Annotated in this window: 16 protein-coding genes and 1 pseudogene; 8 read left to right on the top strand and 9 right to left on the bottom strand. The window is 64.6% G+C overall.

Translation table 11 applies throughout. The annotated features are described in order from the left end of the window. Window positions 1–3 precede the first annotated feature (3 nt). From JZY91_RS05615 to JZY91_RS05605, 3 genes are read left to right on the top strand one after another with little or no spacing between them, the layout of a single operon-like run. A complete protein-coding gene (locus JZY91_RS05615) occupies window positions 4–423 on the top strand; it encodes a metal-sulfur cluster assembly factor (RefSeq protein WP_234948947.1) in 420 nt (139 codons plus the stop codon). Between the two features lie 33 nt (window positions 424–456). Continuing rightward, complete coding sequence (locus JZY91_RS05610; protein ID WP_234948946.1) at window positions 457–2,085, top strand: ABC-F family ATP-binding cassette domain-containing protein; 1,629 nt, start codon at window positions 457–459, stop codon at window positions 2,083–2,085. Continuing rightward, complete coding sequence (locus JZY91_RS05605; RefSeq protein ID WP_234948945.1) at window positions 2,085–2,633, top strand: DUF421 domain-containing protein; 549 nt, start codon at window positions 2,085–2,087, stop codon at window positions 2,631–2,633. The genes JZY91_RS05610 and JZY91_RS05605 overlap by 1 nt, the downstream gene beginning before the upstream one ends. Here the strand turns inward: JZY91_RS05605 and JZY91_RS05600 are convergent. Both JZY91_RS05600 and JZY91_RS05595 read right to left on the bottom strand, forming a co-directional pair. Then, window positions 2,630–3,643 carry a hypothetical protein gene (locus JZY91_RS05600; protein WP_234948944.1) on the bottom strand — a complete coding sequence of 338 codons (1,014 nt, stop codon included), beginning with the start codon at window positions 3,641–3,643 and terminating at the stop codon, window positions 2,630–2,632. The genes JZY91_RS05605 and JZY91_RS05600 overlap by 4 nt on opposite strands. A gap of 142 nt (window positions 3,644–3,785) precedes the next feature. Next, window positions 3,786–4,523 (bottom strand): glutamine amidotransferase, encoded by a 738-nt coding sequence (locus JZY91_RS05595; RefSeq protein WP_234948943.1) that lies wholly within the window; start codon window positions 4,521–4,523, stop codon window positions 3,786–3,788. A 56-nt stretch (window positions 4,524–4,579) separates the two neighbouring features. On the opposite strand from JZY91_RS05595, the gene JZY91_RS05590 reads away from it, so the two are divergent. After that, on the top strand, window positions 4,580–4,825 hold the full coding sequence (locus JZY91_RS05590) for a PLDc N-terminal domain-containing protein (protein WP_234948942.1): 246 nt from the start codon (window positions 4,580–4,582) through the stop codon (window positions 4,823–4,825). Between the two features lie 6 nt (window positions 4,826–4,831). Here the strand turns inward: JZY91_RS05590 and JZY91_RS05585 are convergent, their stop codons facing one another. The 4 genes from JZY91_RS05585 to JZY91_RS05570 all read right to left on the bottom strand — a co-directional run bounded on the left by JZY91_RS05585 (window position 4,832) and on the right by JZY91_RS05570 (window position 7,085). After that, complete coding sequence (locus tag JZY91_RS05585; RefSeq protein WP_234948941.1) at window positions 4,832–5,092, bottom strand: Txe/YoeB family addiction module toxin; 261 nt, start codon at window positions 5,090–5,092, stop codon at window positions 4,832–4,834. Further along, window positions 5,086–5,349 (bottom strand): type II toxin-antitoxin system Phd/YefM family antitoxin, encoded by a 264-nt coding sequence (locus tag JZY91_RS05580; RefSeq protein WP_234948940.1) that lies wholly within the window; start codon window positions 5,347–5,349, stop codon window positions 5,086–5,088. The genes JZY91_RS05585 and JZY91_RS05580 overlap by 7 nt, the downstream gene beginning before the upstream one ends. A 71-nt stretch (window positions 5,350–5,420) precedes the next feature. Continuing rightward, on the bottom strand, window positions 5,421–6,791 hold the full coding sequence (locus JZY91_RS05575) for a PFL family protein (RefSeq protein ID WP_234948939.1): 1,371 nt from the start codon (window positions 6,789–6,791) through the stop codon (window positions 5,421–5,423). 12 nt (window positions 6,792–6,803) lie between these two features. Continuing rightward, window positions 6,804–7,085, bottom strand: a complete 282-nt coding sequence (locus JZY91_RS05570) for an ACT domain-containing protein (protein ID WP_234948938.1) — start codon at window positions 7,083–7,085, stop codon at window positions 6,804–6,806. Between the two features lie 37 nt (window positions 7,086–7,122). On the opposite strand from JZY91_RS05570, the gene JZY91_RS05565 reads away from it, so the two are divergent. Together JZY91_RS05565 and JZY91_RS05560 are read left to right on the top strand one after the other, a co-directional pair. Further along, a complete protein-coding gene (locus tag JZY91_RS05565) occupies window positions 7,123–7,626 on the top strand; it encodes a hypothetical protein (protein ID WP_234948937.1) in 504 nt (167 codons plus the stop codon). Between the two features lie 19 nt (window positions 7,627–7,645). Further along, window positions 7,646–8,320 (top strand): NAD(P)H-binding protein, encoded by a 675-nt coding sequence (locus JZY91_RS05560; RefSeq protein WP_234948936.1) that lies wholly within the window; start codon window positions 7,646–7,648, stop codon window positions 8,318–8,320. A 66-nt stretch (window positions 8,321–8,386) separates the two neighbouring features. Here the strand turns inward: JZY91_RS05560 and JZY91_RS05555 are convergent, their stop codons facing one another. The 3 genes from JZY91_RS05555 to acnA form a co-directional block, all read right to left on the bottom strand. Beyond that, window positions 8,387–9,121, bottom strand: coding sequence for a gamma-glutamyl-gamma-aminobutyrate hydrolase family protein (locus JZY91_RS05555; RefSeq protein ID WP_234948935.1), 735 nt, complete (start codon window positions 9,119–9,121; stop codon window positions 8,387–8,389). A 10-nt stretch (window positions 9,122–9,131) separates the two neighbouring features. Then, on the bottom strand, window positions 9,132–9,710 hold the full coding sequence (locus JZY91_RS05550) for a TetR/AcrR family transcriptional regulator (protein ID WP_234948934.1): 579 nt from the start codon (window positions 9,708–9,710) through the stop codon (window positions 9,132–9,134). A gap of 93 nt (window positions 9,711–9,803) precedes the next feature. Continuing rightward, complete coding sequence (acnA, locus tag JZY91_RS05545) at window positions 9,804–12,584, bottom strand: aconitate hydratase AcnA (protein WP_234948933.1); 2,781 nt, start codon at window positions 12,582–12,584, stop codon at window positions 9,804–9,806. A gap of 365 nt (window positions 12,585–12,949) precedes the next feature. Here acnA and JZY91_RS05540 point away from each other — a divergent pair, with 365 nt between their 5' ends. Together JZY91_RS05540 and JZY91_RS11855 are read left to right on the top strand one after the other, a co-directional pair. Beyond that, window positions 12,950–13,096 (top strand): hypothetical protein, encoded by a 147-nt coding sequence (locus JZY91_RS05540; protein ID WP_234948932.1) that lies wholly within the window; start codon window positions 12,950–12,952, stop codon window positions 13,094–13,096. Between the two features lie 1,793 nt (window positions 13,097–14,889). Next, window positions 14,890–15,606: pseudogene (locus tag JZY91_RS11855) on the top strand (NlpC/P60 family protein); the annotation flags it as partial. Window positions 15,607–15,613: the final 7 nt, after the last annotated feature.

The following is a 15,613-nucleotide window of genomic DNA, read 5'->3' as shown; positions in this document are numbered from 1 at the left end:
GACATGGAAGAGCAGCAGAACGAAGCCCAAGGCGCGACCTTCGGCCAGGTGGGCGAACGCCCGGCGCAAACCGAGGAGCAGATCAAGCTCGCGGCTGACGTCGAGGAGTTCATGCGCGACGTGATCGACCCGGAGCTGGGCATTAACGTTGTCGATCTTGGCTTGGTGTACGACATCTGGATCGAGGGCGGCGCCGCGGAGGACGGCACCGAGGCACCGACCGTTGCCGTCATCCACATGACGCTGACGTCGCCCGCGTGCCCCCTCACCGATGTCCTCGAGGAGCAGGCCCGCATCTCCGTCGTGGACAACACTGCGGTGGACGACATCGCCCTGAACTGGGTGTGGATGCCGCCGTGGGGTCCGCACATGATCACCGAGGAGGGCCGCGAGCAGCTGCGTGCCCTCGGCTTCGCGGTTTAACCCGGCGGGCCTGCCCGCGTAAGGTGGCATGACGTGATTGTCACCAATGATCTCGAGGTGCGCGTCGGTGCCCGCACGCTGCTCGACGCACCCGGCCAGCACCTCCGGGTCCAGCCCGGCGACCGCATTGGGCTGGTGGGGCGCAACGGTGCGGGCAAGACCACGACGATGCGCATCCTGGCGGGGGAGACTGAGCCGTACGGCGGTTCCGTGACCCGTTCCGGCGAGATCGGGTACCTGCCGCAGGACTCTAAAGAGGGCGATATCGCTCAGACGGCGCGCGAGCGCGTACTGTCCGCCCGCGGGCTGGATGAGATCCAGCGGTCCATGGCAAAGCAGCAGGCCATCATGGAGACCACCGAGGGGGAAGAGCGAGACAAGGCGATTCGCAAGTACTCGCGCTTGGAGGAGCGCTTCGACGCGCTCGGGGGGTACGAGGCCAACGCGGAGGCTGCCCAGATCTGCGACAACCTCGGGCTTCCATCGCGCGTGCTTGACCAGCAGCTGAAGACCCTCTCCGGCGGTCAGCGTCGCCGCGTCGAGCTCGCGCAGATCCTCTTCGCATCCCGCTCCGGGTCGGGCAAGTCGAGCACGACACTGCTTCTCGACGAGCCGACGAACCACCTGGACGCGGACTCCATCGCCTGGCTGCGGAACTTCCTTTCCAAGCACGACGGCGGGCTGATCATGATCTCCCACGATGTCGAGCTGCTTGACGACGTCTGCAACAAAGTCTGGTTCCTCGACGCCGTGCGCGCCGAGGCAGACGTGTACAACATGGGCTTTTCCACCTACCAGAAGGCCCGCGCCGAGGATGAGGCACGCCGCCGCCGCGAGCGCGCCAACGCCGAGAAGAAAGCGGCCGCGCTGCAGAAGCAGGCTGCGAAGCTGGGCGCGAAGGCCACGAAGGCCGCAGCGGCGAAGCAGATGCTGGCCCGCGCCGACCGCATGATGAGCGAGCTGGATGAGGTCCGCGTCGCCGACAAGTTCGCCGCCATCTCCTTCCCGGAGCCGGCACCATGCGGCAAGACCCCCCTCTACGGCAAGGGCTTGACGAAGATGTACGGCTCCCTCGAAGTGTTCGCGGGCGTGGACCTTGCCATCGACAAGGGGTCTCGCGTGGTGGTGCTGGGCACGAACGGCGCCGGCAAAACCACTTTGCTGAAGCTGCTGGCGGGTGTGGAACGCACCGACGGTGAGGGCGGCCTTGTCACCGGCCACGGCCTCAAGATCGGCTACTTCGCGCAGGAGCACGACACCATCGACGGCGACAAGACGGTGTGGGAGAACACCATCGACGCGTGCCCCGATGCAGGCCAACAGGACCTTCGCGGGCTGCTCGGCGCCTTCATGTTCTCCGGCGACAAGCTGGAGCAGCCGGCGGGCACGCTCTCGGGCGGCGAGAAGACGCGCCTCGCCCTGGCGACGCTGGTGTCTTCCCGTGCGAATGTGCTGCTGCTCGATGAGCCGACGAACAACCTCGACCCCCAGTCGCGCGAGCAGGTCCTCGACGCGCTGAAGACCTACACTGGTGCCGTGGTGCTGGTCACGCACGACCCCGGCGCGGTGCGGGCCCTCGAGCCGGAGCGCGTGATCATTATGCCGGAGGGTGACGAGGACCTCTGGAGCGACGAATATATGGAAATCGTGGAGCTAGCCTGATGCCTGAAATCTTCCTTTCTGAGTGGGGCACGATCGCCTCGACAGTTGTCAAGGGCCTAATTATCTATGTCACGCTGATTGTCATGCTGCGGATCAGCGGCAAACGATCGCTGTCCAAGTTCAACATTTTCGACTTCATCATCACCATCGCGATCGGCTCCATCTTCGCCAGCACACTCACTACCCAGGACCTCAAGCTCGCGCAATCGGTCACCGCGATCGTGGTGCTGCTGGGCGGGCAGTGGTTGATCTCCCGCCTTGCATTCCGCTCCGACGGCTTCGAGCGGCTTATTAAGGCTGACCCAGCGCTGCTGTTTTTCAGCGGGGAGTATCTACTCGACACAATGCGCACGGAGCGGGTGACTAAGCGGGAGATCCTGCAGGCGGTGCGTAATAGCGGTGCAGCGAGCCTGGATGACGTGCAGGCAGTGATTCTAGAGACCGACGGCACGATTTCCGTCATCGCAGCCTCCGGGGATGCCCCGCCGCCGCAGCAGAACGCGGTCTACGAGACGGTCAAGCGCAATCCGGAGGAGGGGCTGGCTTAGAACGGCGCCATTCTCCTCCCCGCGTAGTTGCGCTGCCAGCCGTATCGATCGTGGTAATCGGGTGCCAATGATATCCCCTCCTCGCGGAAGACCTGGTGCAGCTCCTTCCGGATCTGGCCGGCGCCAGTCTTGTGCAGCTTCGATTCCGCGATCAAGGACCCGTCTGCATTGTGTAACCGGAGCATGGTTTCGGGGCAATCCACAACGATGATTGGGCAGTCGTTGGAAAACGTCAAGCAGTCGGCGGCGTAGCGCTCCTCTGCCCATCGGAACGGTACAACAACGGGGTCGATGCCCTTACATGCACGGATGATGCCGGTTGCTGCCCTTTCTGGTTGGCTGACGATCGAGCGGTCAGTGTCCTTCAACCACGTCAACACGCAGCTCAACGCATCGGGCCCGTTCTGGGGCAGATGAATATGCACGCCGGAAACCTCGGCCGCGTCGCGCTTGAAAACGATGAAGGCGCTGCCCGCAGTGGCGGCTGGGGCGTAGTGGTCCAACGCCTCAGTCAGCTGGGTGAAAAACGTCGTGCTGAGCTCCTTCGCACTTGGGGCATCGAACGGGCCGCGGAGCACCGCGGGGCCGTCTGGATGTTTGATGGCGATCTCCTTACCGGGGTAGTCCAGGCGGAGGTGCCACACCCTGTCGCCTCCTCCCGGACCCCGCGGCGGCAGCGCGTAGTCGAAGAATTCCGGGGTGAGTTCCGGCAGTAGTTGGACGGCTTCGGAATTGCCGCGGAACACTCGGATGGATTCGAAACCCCCGCACTTCTCTAACACCTCCTTCATGCCCTGCAAGGGATCGGAGACGTTCACATCGTGGACAGCGATTGACTCCAGGATGCGGGAGATGATTGCGGGGCCATCGGAGGTGCCTCTGACGGTGAGTCCAACCTCCTCACCGTCGTCATCGCAGTCGAAGATGACGTCAACTTCATTGGTATGGGGATCGAAATCGTTCTGAACGTAATCAGTCGGGTCGTACCCCTGGTGGTAATCGTCGTACACAGCTGTTCCTTTCGCTTTAGCACCAGCAATGGTTCGGATGTTTCGTGTGCTGGTGGGGCGAGGGTAACGCGAAAGGGCCGCGAATGGTAGGGAAAACGCGACGGATGCACACTGAAGTGGACATCCGCTACTGAAGGCCAGGTTAAAACTGGCGGTAGCGCTCCGCGAAGTTGTAGAGAATGCGGTTGGACCACGAGTACTCGTGGGCGTACGCAGTTGCCAAGATGTCCTCGAAGGCATCGAGGCGGAAGTACCCCATGTGCGCGTACAGGCGCAAGCGCGCCTCCAGCGCCTGCGCCGTGAGCTCCGGGTGGAACTGGGTTGCGTACACGTTCTCCTTCACCCGGAACATCTGGGTGGGGCACGCGTGGCCGGTGAGCAGCAGCGTCGCCTCCACGGGCAGCTCCGAAATCGCCTCCTTATGTCCGACTAGGGAAGGGAAAGCCTCCGGGAAGCCTTCGAGGAGGGAGTCGTGCCTGCCGTCGTCGGTAAGCAAAAGCTCAATCATGCCAGCTTCCTCCGCGAACTCGTCGCCAAGCCGGGCCCCGATGGCGCCGCCCACCATGCCGATGCCGTAGCAGGCGCCCATCATGGGGAAGTCCCGCTCGATGATCTCGCGCACCAGCGCGCCGATTTCTCGCTCAACGCGCAGTTGCACGTCGCTTTTCACCTCGTCGGTGTTGTTGAACGGGCTGCCGCCGAGGAGCACCCCGGAGTACTTGTCCAGATCCACGTCGCCGAGCGGGGCGGACTCGACGCGCCGCTGCTCCAACGCTTCCTCAGGGATGCGCATTTTGGAGAGGAAGGAGGCGTACTCCTCGGCGGACGCGGCATCCTCGGGACGTGTGCTGAGCAGCAGGAAGGGGCGAGCGACGGTCATTCACATGAATCTAGTACACAGGTTGTGCGGGCCTGCGCTCGCGTAGGATTGCAGCTATGGCTTCGAACGAAACGTTTTTGGATACCTTGCGCGACGGCTGGAACGCGATGTCTAACGAGCAGCGAACCTTTGTCGGCATCCTGGCTGCGGTGGACACCGCGGCTAAGGGCGCGGCGTTGTGGGACTTGGCGCGTGTCGACGATCGCTCGCTCCGCGGCCCCAAGTGGCTGTGGGCCACGACCATTCCGGTGCTGAACACTGTCGGATGGCTCGCGTACTTCACGGTGGGCCGGAAGTACTAACGGCGTTTATTCACCGTAGTGGTAGCGGCAAGCAACGATGGTTATGCCGCCGTCGTCGATCTTGTAAATCAGCCGGTGTTCGCTGTTGATGCGGCGTGACCAGTACCCCGAAAAGTCGTGCTTCAGCGGTTCCGGTTTACCAATACCCTCATTGCCGTTCCGCAATACGTCAGTGATCAGGGTGTTAATTCGTTTGAGGATCCTCCGATCCTCAATTTGCCTCCGGCAATATTCTTCCCATGCGTCCCGCTCCCAACGGACTAACACGTGTCATCCTCAATGAGCTCGTGCTCTTCCGCTTGCCCCCGTTCCACCCGGGCAATCCGTTCTTTCAGCATGCGTGCGTTTGCGGGCGAGCGGAGCAGGTAGGCGGTCTCCTTGAGGGACTCGTACTCAGCCAGGGAGACGACAACTACGGGCTCGTGGCCTGCGCGGGTGATGATGACTTCTTCGCAGTCATCCACTACTGAAGTGAGCATGTCTGCATACTTGGCGCGGGACTCCGTGTAGGACATGATTCTCACGACTAACCCTCCCATTTGATCTGTACGGTTTTGCGTACAGAGTAATCGGGAAGGCGAGCCGTGTTCAACCCCTAGTTGCGGAAGCCGTGGACTGGGGCGGGGATGAAACCGCCGCGCTTGATGAAAGCGGCGTTGCCCACTTGGCTCACCGGGATCACCGGGGCGTAACCGAGGAGGCCGCCGAAGTTCACCTCATCGCCGGGCTTCGTGCCCGGCACCGGGATGAGGCGCGCTGCGGTGGTCTTATGGTTCATCACGCCGATGGCGGCCTCGTCTGCGATCATGCCCGCGATGAGCTCGGCGGAGGTGTCGCCGGGGATGGCGATCATGTCGAAGCCCACGGAGCAGATGGAGGTCATGGCCTCCAACTTGTCCATGGTGATAGAGCCGGCGCGCACCGCGTCGATCATGCCCTGGTCCTCCGAGACGGGGATGAAAGAGCCGGAGAGGCCTCCGACGCGGGAGCAGGCCATCATGCCGCCTTTCTTCACGGCATCGTTCAGCAGCGCGAGTGCGGCGGTAGTGCCGTGCGTGCCCACTTGGTCTAGGCCCATGTGCTCCAGGATGTGGGCGACGGAGTCTCCGATCTCCGCCGTCGGGGCGAGGGAGAGGTCCACGATGCCGAACGGCACGCCAAGGCGCTCCGCGGCCATGTTGCCCACGAGCTGCCCGGCGCGGGTGATCTTGAAGGCCGCCTTCTTAATCTCTTCGGCAACCTCGTTGAGGCTTGCGCCCTCCAGGGTGCCGATCGCGTTGTCCACCACGCCGGGGCCGGAGACGCCGACGGACACCACGGTGTCCGGCTCTTCGATGCCGTGGAAAGCGCCGGCCATGAAGGGGTTGTCCCCGACGGCGTTGGCGAAGACGACCAGCTTGGCGCAGGCGATGGAGGAGCGGTCCGCGGTCAGCTGCGCTGCCTCCTTGATCACGCGGCCCATCACGGCCACGGCATCCATGTTGATACCCGCGCGCGAGGTGGCCACGTTCACGGAACCGCAGACGTTATTCGTCTCGCTCAGTGCCTCGGGGATGGAGTTGATCAAGCGAGCGTCGGCACGCGTGGCGCCCTTTTCCACGAGGGCGGAGTAGCCGCCGACGAAGTTCACCCCAAGTTCTCCTGCCGCGCGGTCAAGGGCGCGGGCGACCTCGACGGGGTTGCCATCGGAGCCAGCAGCCACAAGCGCGATGGGGGAGACCGAGATGCGCTTGTTCACAATCGGGATGCCCAGCTCGCGCTCGATGCCCTCGCACACCGGCACGAGGTTGGCGGCGCGCGCCATGACCCGGTCGTAGACTGCCTGGGCGGTCGCCTCCATCGTGGGGCGCGTGCAGCCGATGAGCGAGATGCCCATGGTCACGGTGCGGATGTCCAGGCGGTAATCCTCAATCATCTGGATGACGTCGAGGATGCGTCGGGCCTTGAAGTCGAAGTCAGTTGCCATGCGTGTCGGCCCCTAGATCTCGTTCATCGCGGTGAACAGGTCCTCCGCCTGGATGCGCACCATCACGCCCAGCCGTTCACCCGCGGCAGCGAGGTGCTGCTGCAGCTCACCCATATCCACAGGAGTGCCGTCGGCAGCCTCCGGCAGCTCCACGCGCATGATCATGGTGAAGAAGTTATCCATGAGCGTCTGCGACAGGTCCACGATGTTGAGGTTGCGCTCCGCAGCCGCGTTGGCGATGCCGGCGATGATGCCCACCCGGTCCGCGCCGGTGGTGGTGATGATTGCGTGCATGGGGAAAACCCTATCGCGCGGCTGGTAACGTGTCGGCATGGACACTGTATTGACGGTGCTTACCAACGCTGGGCTCCTTCTCGCGCTCCCTGCCGTGGTGCTCAGCGCGCTCGTTGCGACCGTCGGCAAGCGCCTCGAGACGCCGGTTCCGCCGGTCGGGCGCTGGTCCAACGCCGCGTATGCGCTGCTCATGGCGGGGATCGGGGCCGCGGTCACGGCTGCAGGGTTCACGCTTTCCTCGCTTTTGCGTATCGACGATTGGTTTTCCTCCGTCCTCATCCCCGTCGTCCTCGTCGCAGTGTTGATCGCCACGAGGAAGCTACCCGCCCGCGCCGTGACCGGCCCGCTTTTCGGGGCGCTGGCTGCGACGGTGGGTGTGGGGCTCGCGTTCGTTATAGACACATTCCGCTACGCCAACGACGGGACGGGGCTCTGGGCGATCGGCCTCTTCTACGCCTGGATCATGTGCGGGCTGCCGCTCTTTCTCGCGGCGGGCGTCATCGCGCTAGTGCGGCGCGACGCGGCGACGCTGCCAGAATGAAATCGCTACGGTGGGGCCCATGACTACTCCAGAAACTGACCAGCTCCACGTCCTTGTCATCGGCGCTGGCGGCAACGTCTCCAAGCACTCCGTGCCCATGCTGATTGAGGCTGGCCACCGCGTCTCCGCGCTCGTGCGCAACCCGGATTACGCCCAGCGCTTGAAGGACCACGGCGCGACCGTGATCGTGCAGGACCTGACGGACCTCAATACCGCGGACTGGGAGCGCTTGGTTACCCCGTTCGACGTGATCGTGTGGTCCGCCGGCGCAGGCGGCGGCTCCGCGGAGCGCACCTACGACGTTGACCGTGATGCCGCGATGAAGCTCATCGACGCCCTCGAGATGTTCGACGAAGTCGCCCCACGCCTGGTCATGGTGTCCTACGCCGGCGCCACCACGAATACCGCTGAGGACGACGGCGGGTCCTGGTACGCCTATGTCGAAAGCAAGAAGGCGGTGGACAAGCGTCTGCTGGAGTCGAACCTGCCGTACGTCATCCTGGGACCGACGAAGCTTACCGACGAAAGCTCCAACGGCATCAACGTGCTCAGCAGCGCACGCGACGCGGACTCCACCACGTCCCGCGAGCTTGTCGCCCAGGTGATCGTGGAGGCTGTCTCGCGCGACGAGCTGCTGACCCCGAACCCGTTCGAGTTCGAGGACGGCACCACCCCGGTCACCGAGCTGCCTTAAGAGCCGGAGCGAGGGCCGCGCGGCCCCGCTGCCGGGGCAGCTGTACGCGATCTAGGGGTTGGGTGCCTACCGCGCCGCGCAGTACTCTGCGAAGCGGCGGACCAAACCGTTCGCCGCTGCCACATCGTGGTTCGGCAGGTCCGCCACAATGCGGGCGTAGGCCTCGGGCGCGAAGTAGCCGTAGTCGTGGTAGAAGTCCATGCGGGTGCGCATCGCGTCCGCATCCATTTCCGCGTGGAACTGGGTGGCCCAGATGTGCTCGCCGTAGCGCACCATCTGGATCAGCCCGTCCGGGCCGGTTGCGAGCAGCGTCAGCTCAGATGGAAGCTCTTGGGGGTTCTCGGTGTGCCCGGTCAGCGCTGCGAACTCGGCCGGTGCACCACCCAAAAGCACATCGGACCGGCCCGTTTCGGTTACGTACACCGTCGTCGGCCCGGAATCCTCCGCGTGGTCGTGGCCGATCGCGCCGCCGAAGTGGTCCACCAGCCAGGACAGCCCGAAGCACACGAAGAAGACCGGCAGGCCGGAGTTAACCACCTCGCCGAGGATGGCGTGGACGTGGGCCTGGTAATCGTCGTAAAGCGAAGGCTCCGAGTTGGTGACGTTCAGGGAGCTGCCGCCGACGATGACTCCGGAGATGCCGTCAAGCGGGCCGAGCTCGGCGTCAGGGGAGTCGATGATGCGCAGCTCAAGGTCCACCTCATCCAGCCCGGCCGACTTCAACGCGTCGTGGTACTCGGCGCGCGCGACCTGGGGGCCGATGTCGCCGTTGCGGAGGGAGAGGAACAAGAGGTGAGCCATGCGGGCGATTCTATACCGCTTGGTCTATTTGCCCGAATTGGCCGCGGACTGACTGTTCCACAAGATCGAGCATGGCCTCGAGCCGCTCCGCGGGCTCTCCTGCCGCGAGCTTGGTGATGAACCCCTCGAGCACAGTCTCCAGGTAGGTCTGGATCAGGTCCACGGTGACATCGTCGCGCATGCCCGCGTTGGATGCGAGGCGCTCACGCACCGCGCGGTCCAGCACCCCCTGGTGCTCGCGCCACCGCTGCTCAAACTGCGGGTCCGTGCGCAGCTTGCGCATGATCTCGCTGCGGGTGATGTACCAATCGTGCTCCTCCGGGTGGTGCAGCATGTCGCGCATCACCTCCACGAGGCCGTTGCGGGACACCACCTCCGCCTGGCGCTCCGCGTCCTCGCTCGCAATGGCGAGGAAGAGCGACTCCTTGTCCCCGAAATGGTGGAAGATGGCGCCGCGCGTCTTGCCTGTGGCCGCTTCCAGCCGCGCCACGGTCGCCCCCTCGAACCCGTATCGCGCAAAGCACCCGCGTGCAGCATCGATGATGTCTTGGCGGCGGCGGTTCAGCTCAGCATCGCTGATGACGGGCACGGGGTTTCCTTCCTCGGGGGCCTTTGCTTGACGACGTAAGAAGAGGGGCCACCCGGCTACCCGGACAGCCCCTCAGGCGAGAACTAGTGGGAGCTAGCTCTTCACCATCTGGCGCAGCACGTACTGCAGGATGCCGCCGTGGCGGTAGTACTCCGCCTCACCCGGCGTATCCACGCGGACAACTGCGTCAAACTCCACGGTCTCGCCGCCGTCCTTGGTGGCGGTGACGTGGACGGTGCGCGGAATCTCCTCGCCCTCGTTGAAGGCGGTGATGCCGGAGATTGCGAAGGTCTCGGTGCCGTCCAAGCCCAGGGAGCCGTGAGACTCGCCCTCCGGGAACTGCAGCGGCAGCACGCCCATGCCGATCAGGTTGGAGCGGTGGATGCGCTCGAAGGACTCCGCGATCACGGCGCGCACGCCGAGGAGGTTGGTGCCCTTTGCAGCCCAGTCACGGGAGGAACCGGTGCCGTACTCCTTGCCTGCGAGCACGACCAGCGGAATGCCCGCAGCCTCGTAGTTCATCGCCGCGTTGTAGATGAAGTCCTGCGGCGCGCCTTCCTTGGTGAAGTCGCGGGTGTAGCCGCCCTGCTCATCCACCAGCTCGTTGCGCAGGCGGATGTTGGCGAAGGTGCCGCGGACCATGACCTCGTGGTTACCACGACGGGAACCGAAGGAGTTGTAGTCGTGGCGCTCCACACCGTGGGAATCCAGGTAGTCAGCGGCCGGGGTGCCCGGCTTGATGGAGGAAGCGGGGGAGATGTGGTCGGTGGTCACGGAGTCGCCCAGCTTGGCAAGCACGCGGGCGCCCTCGATGTCGGTGACTGCCTCCGGCTCCGTCGGCATGCCGTCGAAGTACGGTGCCTTGCGGATGTAGGTGGAGTCCTCGTTCCACGCGAAGGTCTGGCCCTGCGGGATGTCCAGGCCCTGCCACTGCTCGTCGCCCTTGAATACGTCGGCGTAGTCAGCCTCGTACATCTCGCGGGAGATGGTGGAGGCGATAGTCTCCTCGATCTCCTCGGTGGACGGCCACACGTCCTTCAGGAAGACATCGTTGCCGTCCTGGTCCTGGCCCAGCGGCTGGGTCTCGAAGTCGAAGTCCATGGTGCCGGCGATGGCGTATGCGATGACCAGCAGCGGGGACGCGAGGTAGTTCATCTTCACGTCCGGGGAAATGCGGCCCTCGAAGTTGCGGTTGCCGGACAGCACAGCGGTCGCGGTGAGGTCGAACTCGTTGATGGCCTCGGAGACCTCGTTCGGCAGCGGGCCGGAGTTACCGATGCAGGACGCGCAGCCGAAGCCGGTGAGGTAGAAGCCCACAGCCTCGAGGTCCTTCCACAGGTCGGCGCGCTCGTAGTAGCCGTCGACGACCTGGGAGCCCGGAGCCATGATGGTCTTAACCCACGGCTTTGCCTTCAGGCCCTTCTCGGCTGCCTTGCGTGCCAGCAGCGCCGCGCCGACCATGACGGACGGGTTGGAGGTGTTGGTGCAGGAGGTGATGGCGGCAATGGCCACAGCACCGTGGTCGAGGGTGTACTCGCCGCCCTGCGGGGATTCAACGATGACCGGCTTGGACGCGCGGCCCTCAGCACCCTCGGCAGCGGACTCGCCGTTGCCCGGCCACGACTCGTTGTAGGAGACAGTGTCTACCTTCGGTGCGCGGACCGGCTCGAAGGTTTCGTCGCCAGCGGTGTTGTAGTCCGGCAGCTGTGCGCGGAAGGTGGACTTGGACTCGGACAGCAGAATGCGGTCCTGCGGGCGCTTCGGGCCAGCGATGGACGGCACGACGGTGGAGAGGTCCAGCTCGAGGTACTCGGAGTACTCAGCCTCAGCAGCGTCCTGCTCCAGCCACATGCCCTGTGCCTTGGCGTATGCCTCGACGCGGTCGATGTCCTCCTGGGAACGGCCGGTGAGGTGGAGGTAGTTGATGGTCTCCTCGTCGATCGGGAAGATCGCGCAGGTGGAGCCGAACTCTGGGGACATGTTGCCGATGGTGGCGCGGTTTGCCAGCGGGATCTGCTTGACACCGTTGCCATAGAACTCGACGAACTTCTGCACCACGCCGTGCTGGCGCAGCATCTCGGTGATGGTGAGCACGACGTCGGTCGCGGTCACGCCGGCCGGAATCTCGCCGGTGAGCTTGAAGCCCACAACGCGCGGGATGAGCATGGAGACCGGCTGGCCGAGCATTGCGGCCTCAGCCTCGATGCCGCCAACGCCCCAGCCCAGGATGCCCAGGCCGTTCTGCATGGTGGTGTGGGAGTCCGTACCAATGCAGGTGTCCGGGTACGCAACGCCCTCGTTGTCGAAGACAACGCGGGAGAGGTACTCGATGTTCACCTGGTGGACAATGCCGGTTCCCGGCGGGACAACGCGGAAGTTGGAGAAGTTCTCCGCACCCCAGCGCAGGAACTGGTAGCGCTCCTCGTTGCGCTCGTACTCAATCTCGACGTTCTTGTCCAGAGCGCTCTCCGAACCGAAAGCCTCGATGATCACGGAGTGGTCGATGACCATCTCTGCCGGGTTCAGCGGGTTCACCTGCTCCGGGCTGCCGCCGAGGGCGGACACGGCCTCACGCATGGTGGCGAGGTCAACCACACACGGCACGCCGGTGAAGTCCTGCATGAGGACGCGGGCCGGGGTGAACTGGATCTCGATGGACGGCTCTGCCGAGGGGTCCCAGTTCGCGATTGCGTTGATGTGGTCTGCGGTGACGTTCTTGCCGTCCTCGGTGCGCAGCAGGTTCTCGCCCAGCACCTTCAGGGAGTACGGAAGCTTCTCCATGCCTTCGACGGCGTCGAGCGCGAAGTAGTCGTAAGACTTGTCGCCGACCTCGAGCGTCTTCTTAGCATTGAAGGAGTTCTTGCTTTCTGCCACAGTGAGCTCCATTCCTCGTTGTTGAACCAAATAATTGGGCTTAATGACCCATGGCGGTCAACCTTCAATGATATTCGACCGGCCACGGTTCCGTGGTCATCTTAACAGTACGTCCGTAATGTTTTTGTGCTGGGCACGCCTAGATACACTTTGCTCGTGACCGCACAGCACTCACCGTCGCCCGCTTTCGATTCCCTCGTGGGGCAATTGCGTGACGACGGCATTGCCTTCGGCGCCGACAACCCGGTCAACGAAGTGCTGGAAGCGGATCTCGCCCGGGCGCTCGCAGAGGTGACGGGCGAGGGGACTGCACCCGGACAAACTCATGTGGTCGTTTTGGAGCACACCCCTCCAATCAGCACGCCATGGTGCAGCAGGCGGACTACGCGGAAGGTGTGCGGCAATTCGTTGCCGCGGCAGCTGAGGCCTCCGTGCCATGGGGGATGGCTGCAGCCGTGGCGACGCTTGTGGCACTTGCCGTAGTGATGGCGACTGCCGCATCCCGCCGGTAAAGGTTAAGGGCCTGACCATTATGGGCCCCTCAAATGGCTGCGACCCTGCAACGGATCGCTGTGATAATCATCACATGTATTTGTGTAACGCCCGTTTGTGCTGGCTATGGCCATTGTGAGTCATGTGAAAATCCTTGACCCGTGTGAAAGTTGATAAAGGTTGTGCAACAGATTGGTTGCGTGACGTATGGTTCTCGTGTCGGCTCGTGAGTCGCAGATCGATAACAACAACAACACTAGTTTCATTCGCTAAAGTTCAGCGCATTCTGCTCTAGTCAAGCTTTGTGCTGGGACGGTTCGGGCATGTGGGGAAGCACGCCAAGCACCGGCGGATAAACCAGTTGAAGTTGGATTGCTCTGCAATTCGCGCGCCTGCATCAGTAGTCAACTTTTATCTGACCGTTCGTCAAGGCTGTGCCCTTGTGTCGGACGCCGCTTTTCGGACTAGTCACCTGAAAAGCTGCCGTCGGCAGTAAGGGGCGTGCGCCTCGGGCACCCGTCTCTAGGAGGGGTGCGTTGCCGTGCTGCGCAGTGCGTCCCGCTGTGTCCGTGCACGGGTTGGCGTTGCCGCGCGGTGTGAGGAGCACCTCCAGTGGTTAACCCATTCAGGCGCACCCGTGCGCTTCGCCCGCGCTACGCGGCCGGAGCAGTCGCGTGCTCGACCACCCTTGCCCTAGCCTCCGGCATCTTCAGCCCTGTGGCTGGGGCGCAGACTGCTGACGGCTCGCAGGGGGCCGCAGCGCTGGTGTCCGCCGTCGCGCGCGCCCAAGCGCAGGTGGACGCGCTAACCCTCGGCATCGGCGACCTGCACGAGAGCGTGAACCGTGCGCTTGTAGATCTGCGAGATGCGCAGGCCGTTGCAGAGCAGGCGCGCCGCGGTGCGGCTGAGGCTGAGGAGCGACTGCGCGAATCAGAGGCCGCAGTTGAGCAGGCCCGGGCAGAGCTTGCCGTTGTTACCCGTTCTCAGTATCGCGGTACCAATGAGTCGGGCCTGCTGGGCGCGCTTGCCGGTCGAGGGAAGCAGCGCGACGTGCTGGAGCGCGCCCAGTTCCTCCGCCAGCGCACGGATGAGAAGAGGGCTGCGCTCGAGGCCGTAGAGCAAGCGCGCATCGAGGCGGCGAATGAAGCAGCCGTTGCCCGTGAAGCCGCCGAGCTGGCGGAAGCTGCCGCCGCAGACGCCGCCACGGCTGAGCAGGATGCGCGGGCGCTGTATGAAGCGAACGTCGAAACGCTTGCTGCGCAAACCGCTGAGTTGGAGCAGGCGGAGGCGACGTTGGGGGACGCGCAGGCCTCGCTCGAGGAAGTCCGCCCCGGTGCCCGCGATGCTGCTGGCGCGGATGCCGCTGCATACGCTGCGCCGGCGGTAGTCGAGTTCGATGCCGAAGTGATCGAGCAGGTGCAGCAGCGCGCCGAGGAGCTCGCGCCGGAAGCCGGCGTGCCGTCTGCCGAGGCCGTGGCCCAAGCGCTGTCCACCGCGCAGGCTGCCCGGGGCGAGGCACCTGCTGCCGCCGCGGAGGAAGATGTGGCTGGGGCCGCGGAAGCTGAAGCCGCTGAACCGGTTTCCGTCGACGTGATCGAGCAGGCATCCGAGATCGCGGCCGCATCCGCGCTGGTGGGTGCGTCCCAAACCCCGCACGCAACTTTCGCCAACCCGTATGCCGGCGCCGCAACCGGGTACGCGGGCGGAACCGCACTCGGATCGTCTGGGTCCTCCGGATCCTCCGCCTCCCGGGTAGCCGGCGCGGCACACGGCGCCGGCGAGATCATCTCCGCCTTCGAACCCGTATGCCGGCGCCGCAACCGGGTACGCGGGCGGAACCGCACTCGGATCGTCTGGGTCCTCCGGATCCTCCGCCTCCCGGGTAGCCGGCGCGGCACACGGCGCCGGCGAGATCATCTCCGCCTTCGCCGGTGGCCTGCAGTCCGGCATGGGGCTGACCACCGGGGACGCGGACCGCGTGAGCGAGGCTGTCAACGCAGCCGCGACAGGGAACGCCACCATCTCCGATGCCGCGAACATTGCGTCCGCAATCGCTGATGTGGCCAAGGTTCTGCCAGAGGTCACCACCCCGGAAACAGTCACCGAGAAAGTGCAGACCACGGTGGCGGCACCGAACTCGGGGTCGGTGGAAACGGTGATCGCCCGCGCCATGTCCATGGTGGGCACCCCTTACGTGTGGGGCGGCGGCGATGCCAACGGTCCCACCACGGGTTTGAACGGCGGAACGCTCAACGGATTCGACTGCTCCGGCCTGGTCCTGTACTCCTTCGCCGCGGCCGGCGTGTCCCTGCCGCACTACACCGGCTACCAGTACCAGCGCGGCACCAAGGTTGACCCCAGCGAGGCCCAGCGCGGCGACCTGCTCTTCTGGGGCCCCGGCGGCGACCAGCACGTGGCCATCTACCTGGGCGACGGCATGATGATCGAGGCCCCGCGAGCCGGCCAGAACGTCTCTGTGGTGCCGGTGCGGTGGTCCGGCATGTCCGAGCACGCGGTGCGCCTGCTCTAACCGGGCT

Source organism: Corynebacterium sp. CNCTC7651, assembly GCF_021496665.1.
Classification (GTDB): domain Bacteria; phylum Actinomycetota; class Actinomycetes; order Mycobacteriales; family Mycobacteriaceae; genus Corynebacterium.
This window is presented reverse-complemented; position numbering and strand designations above follow the sequence as displayed.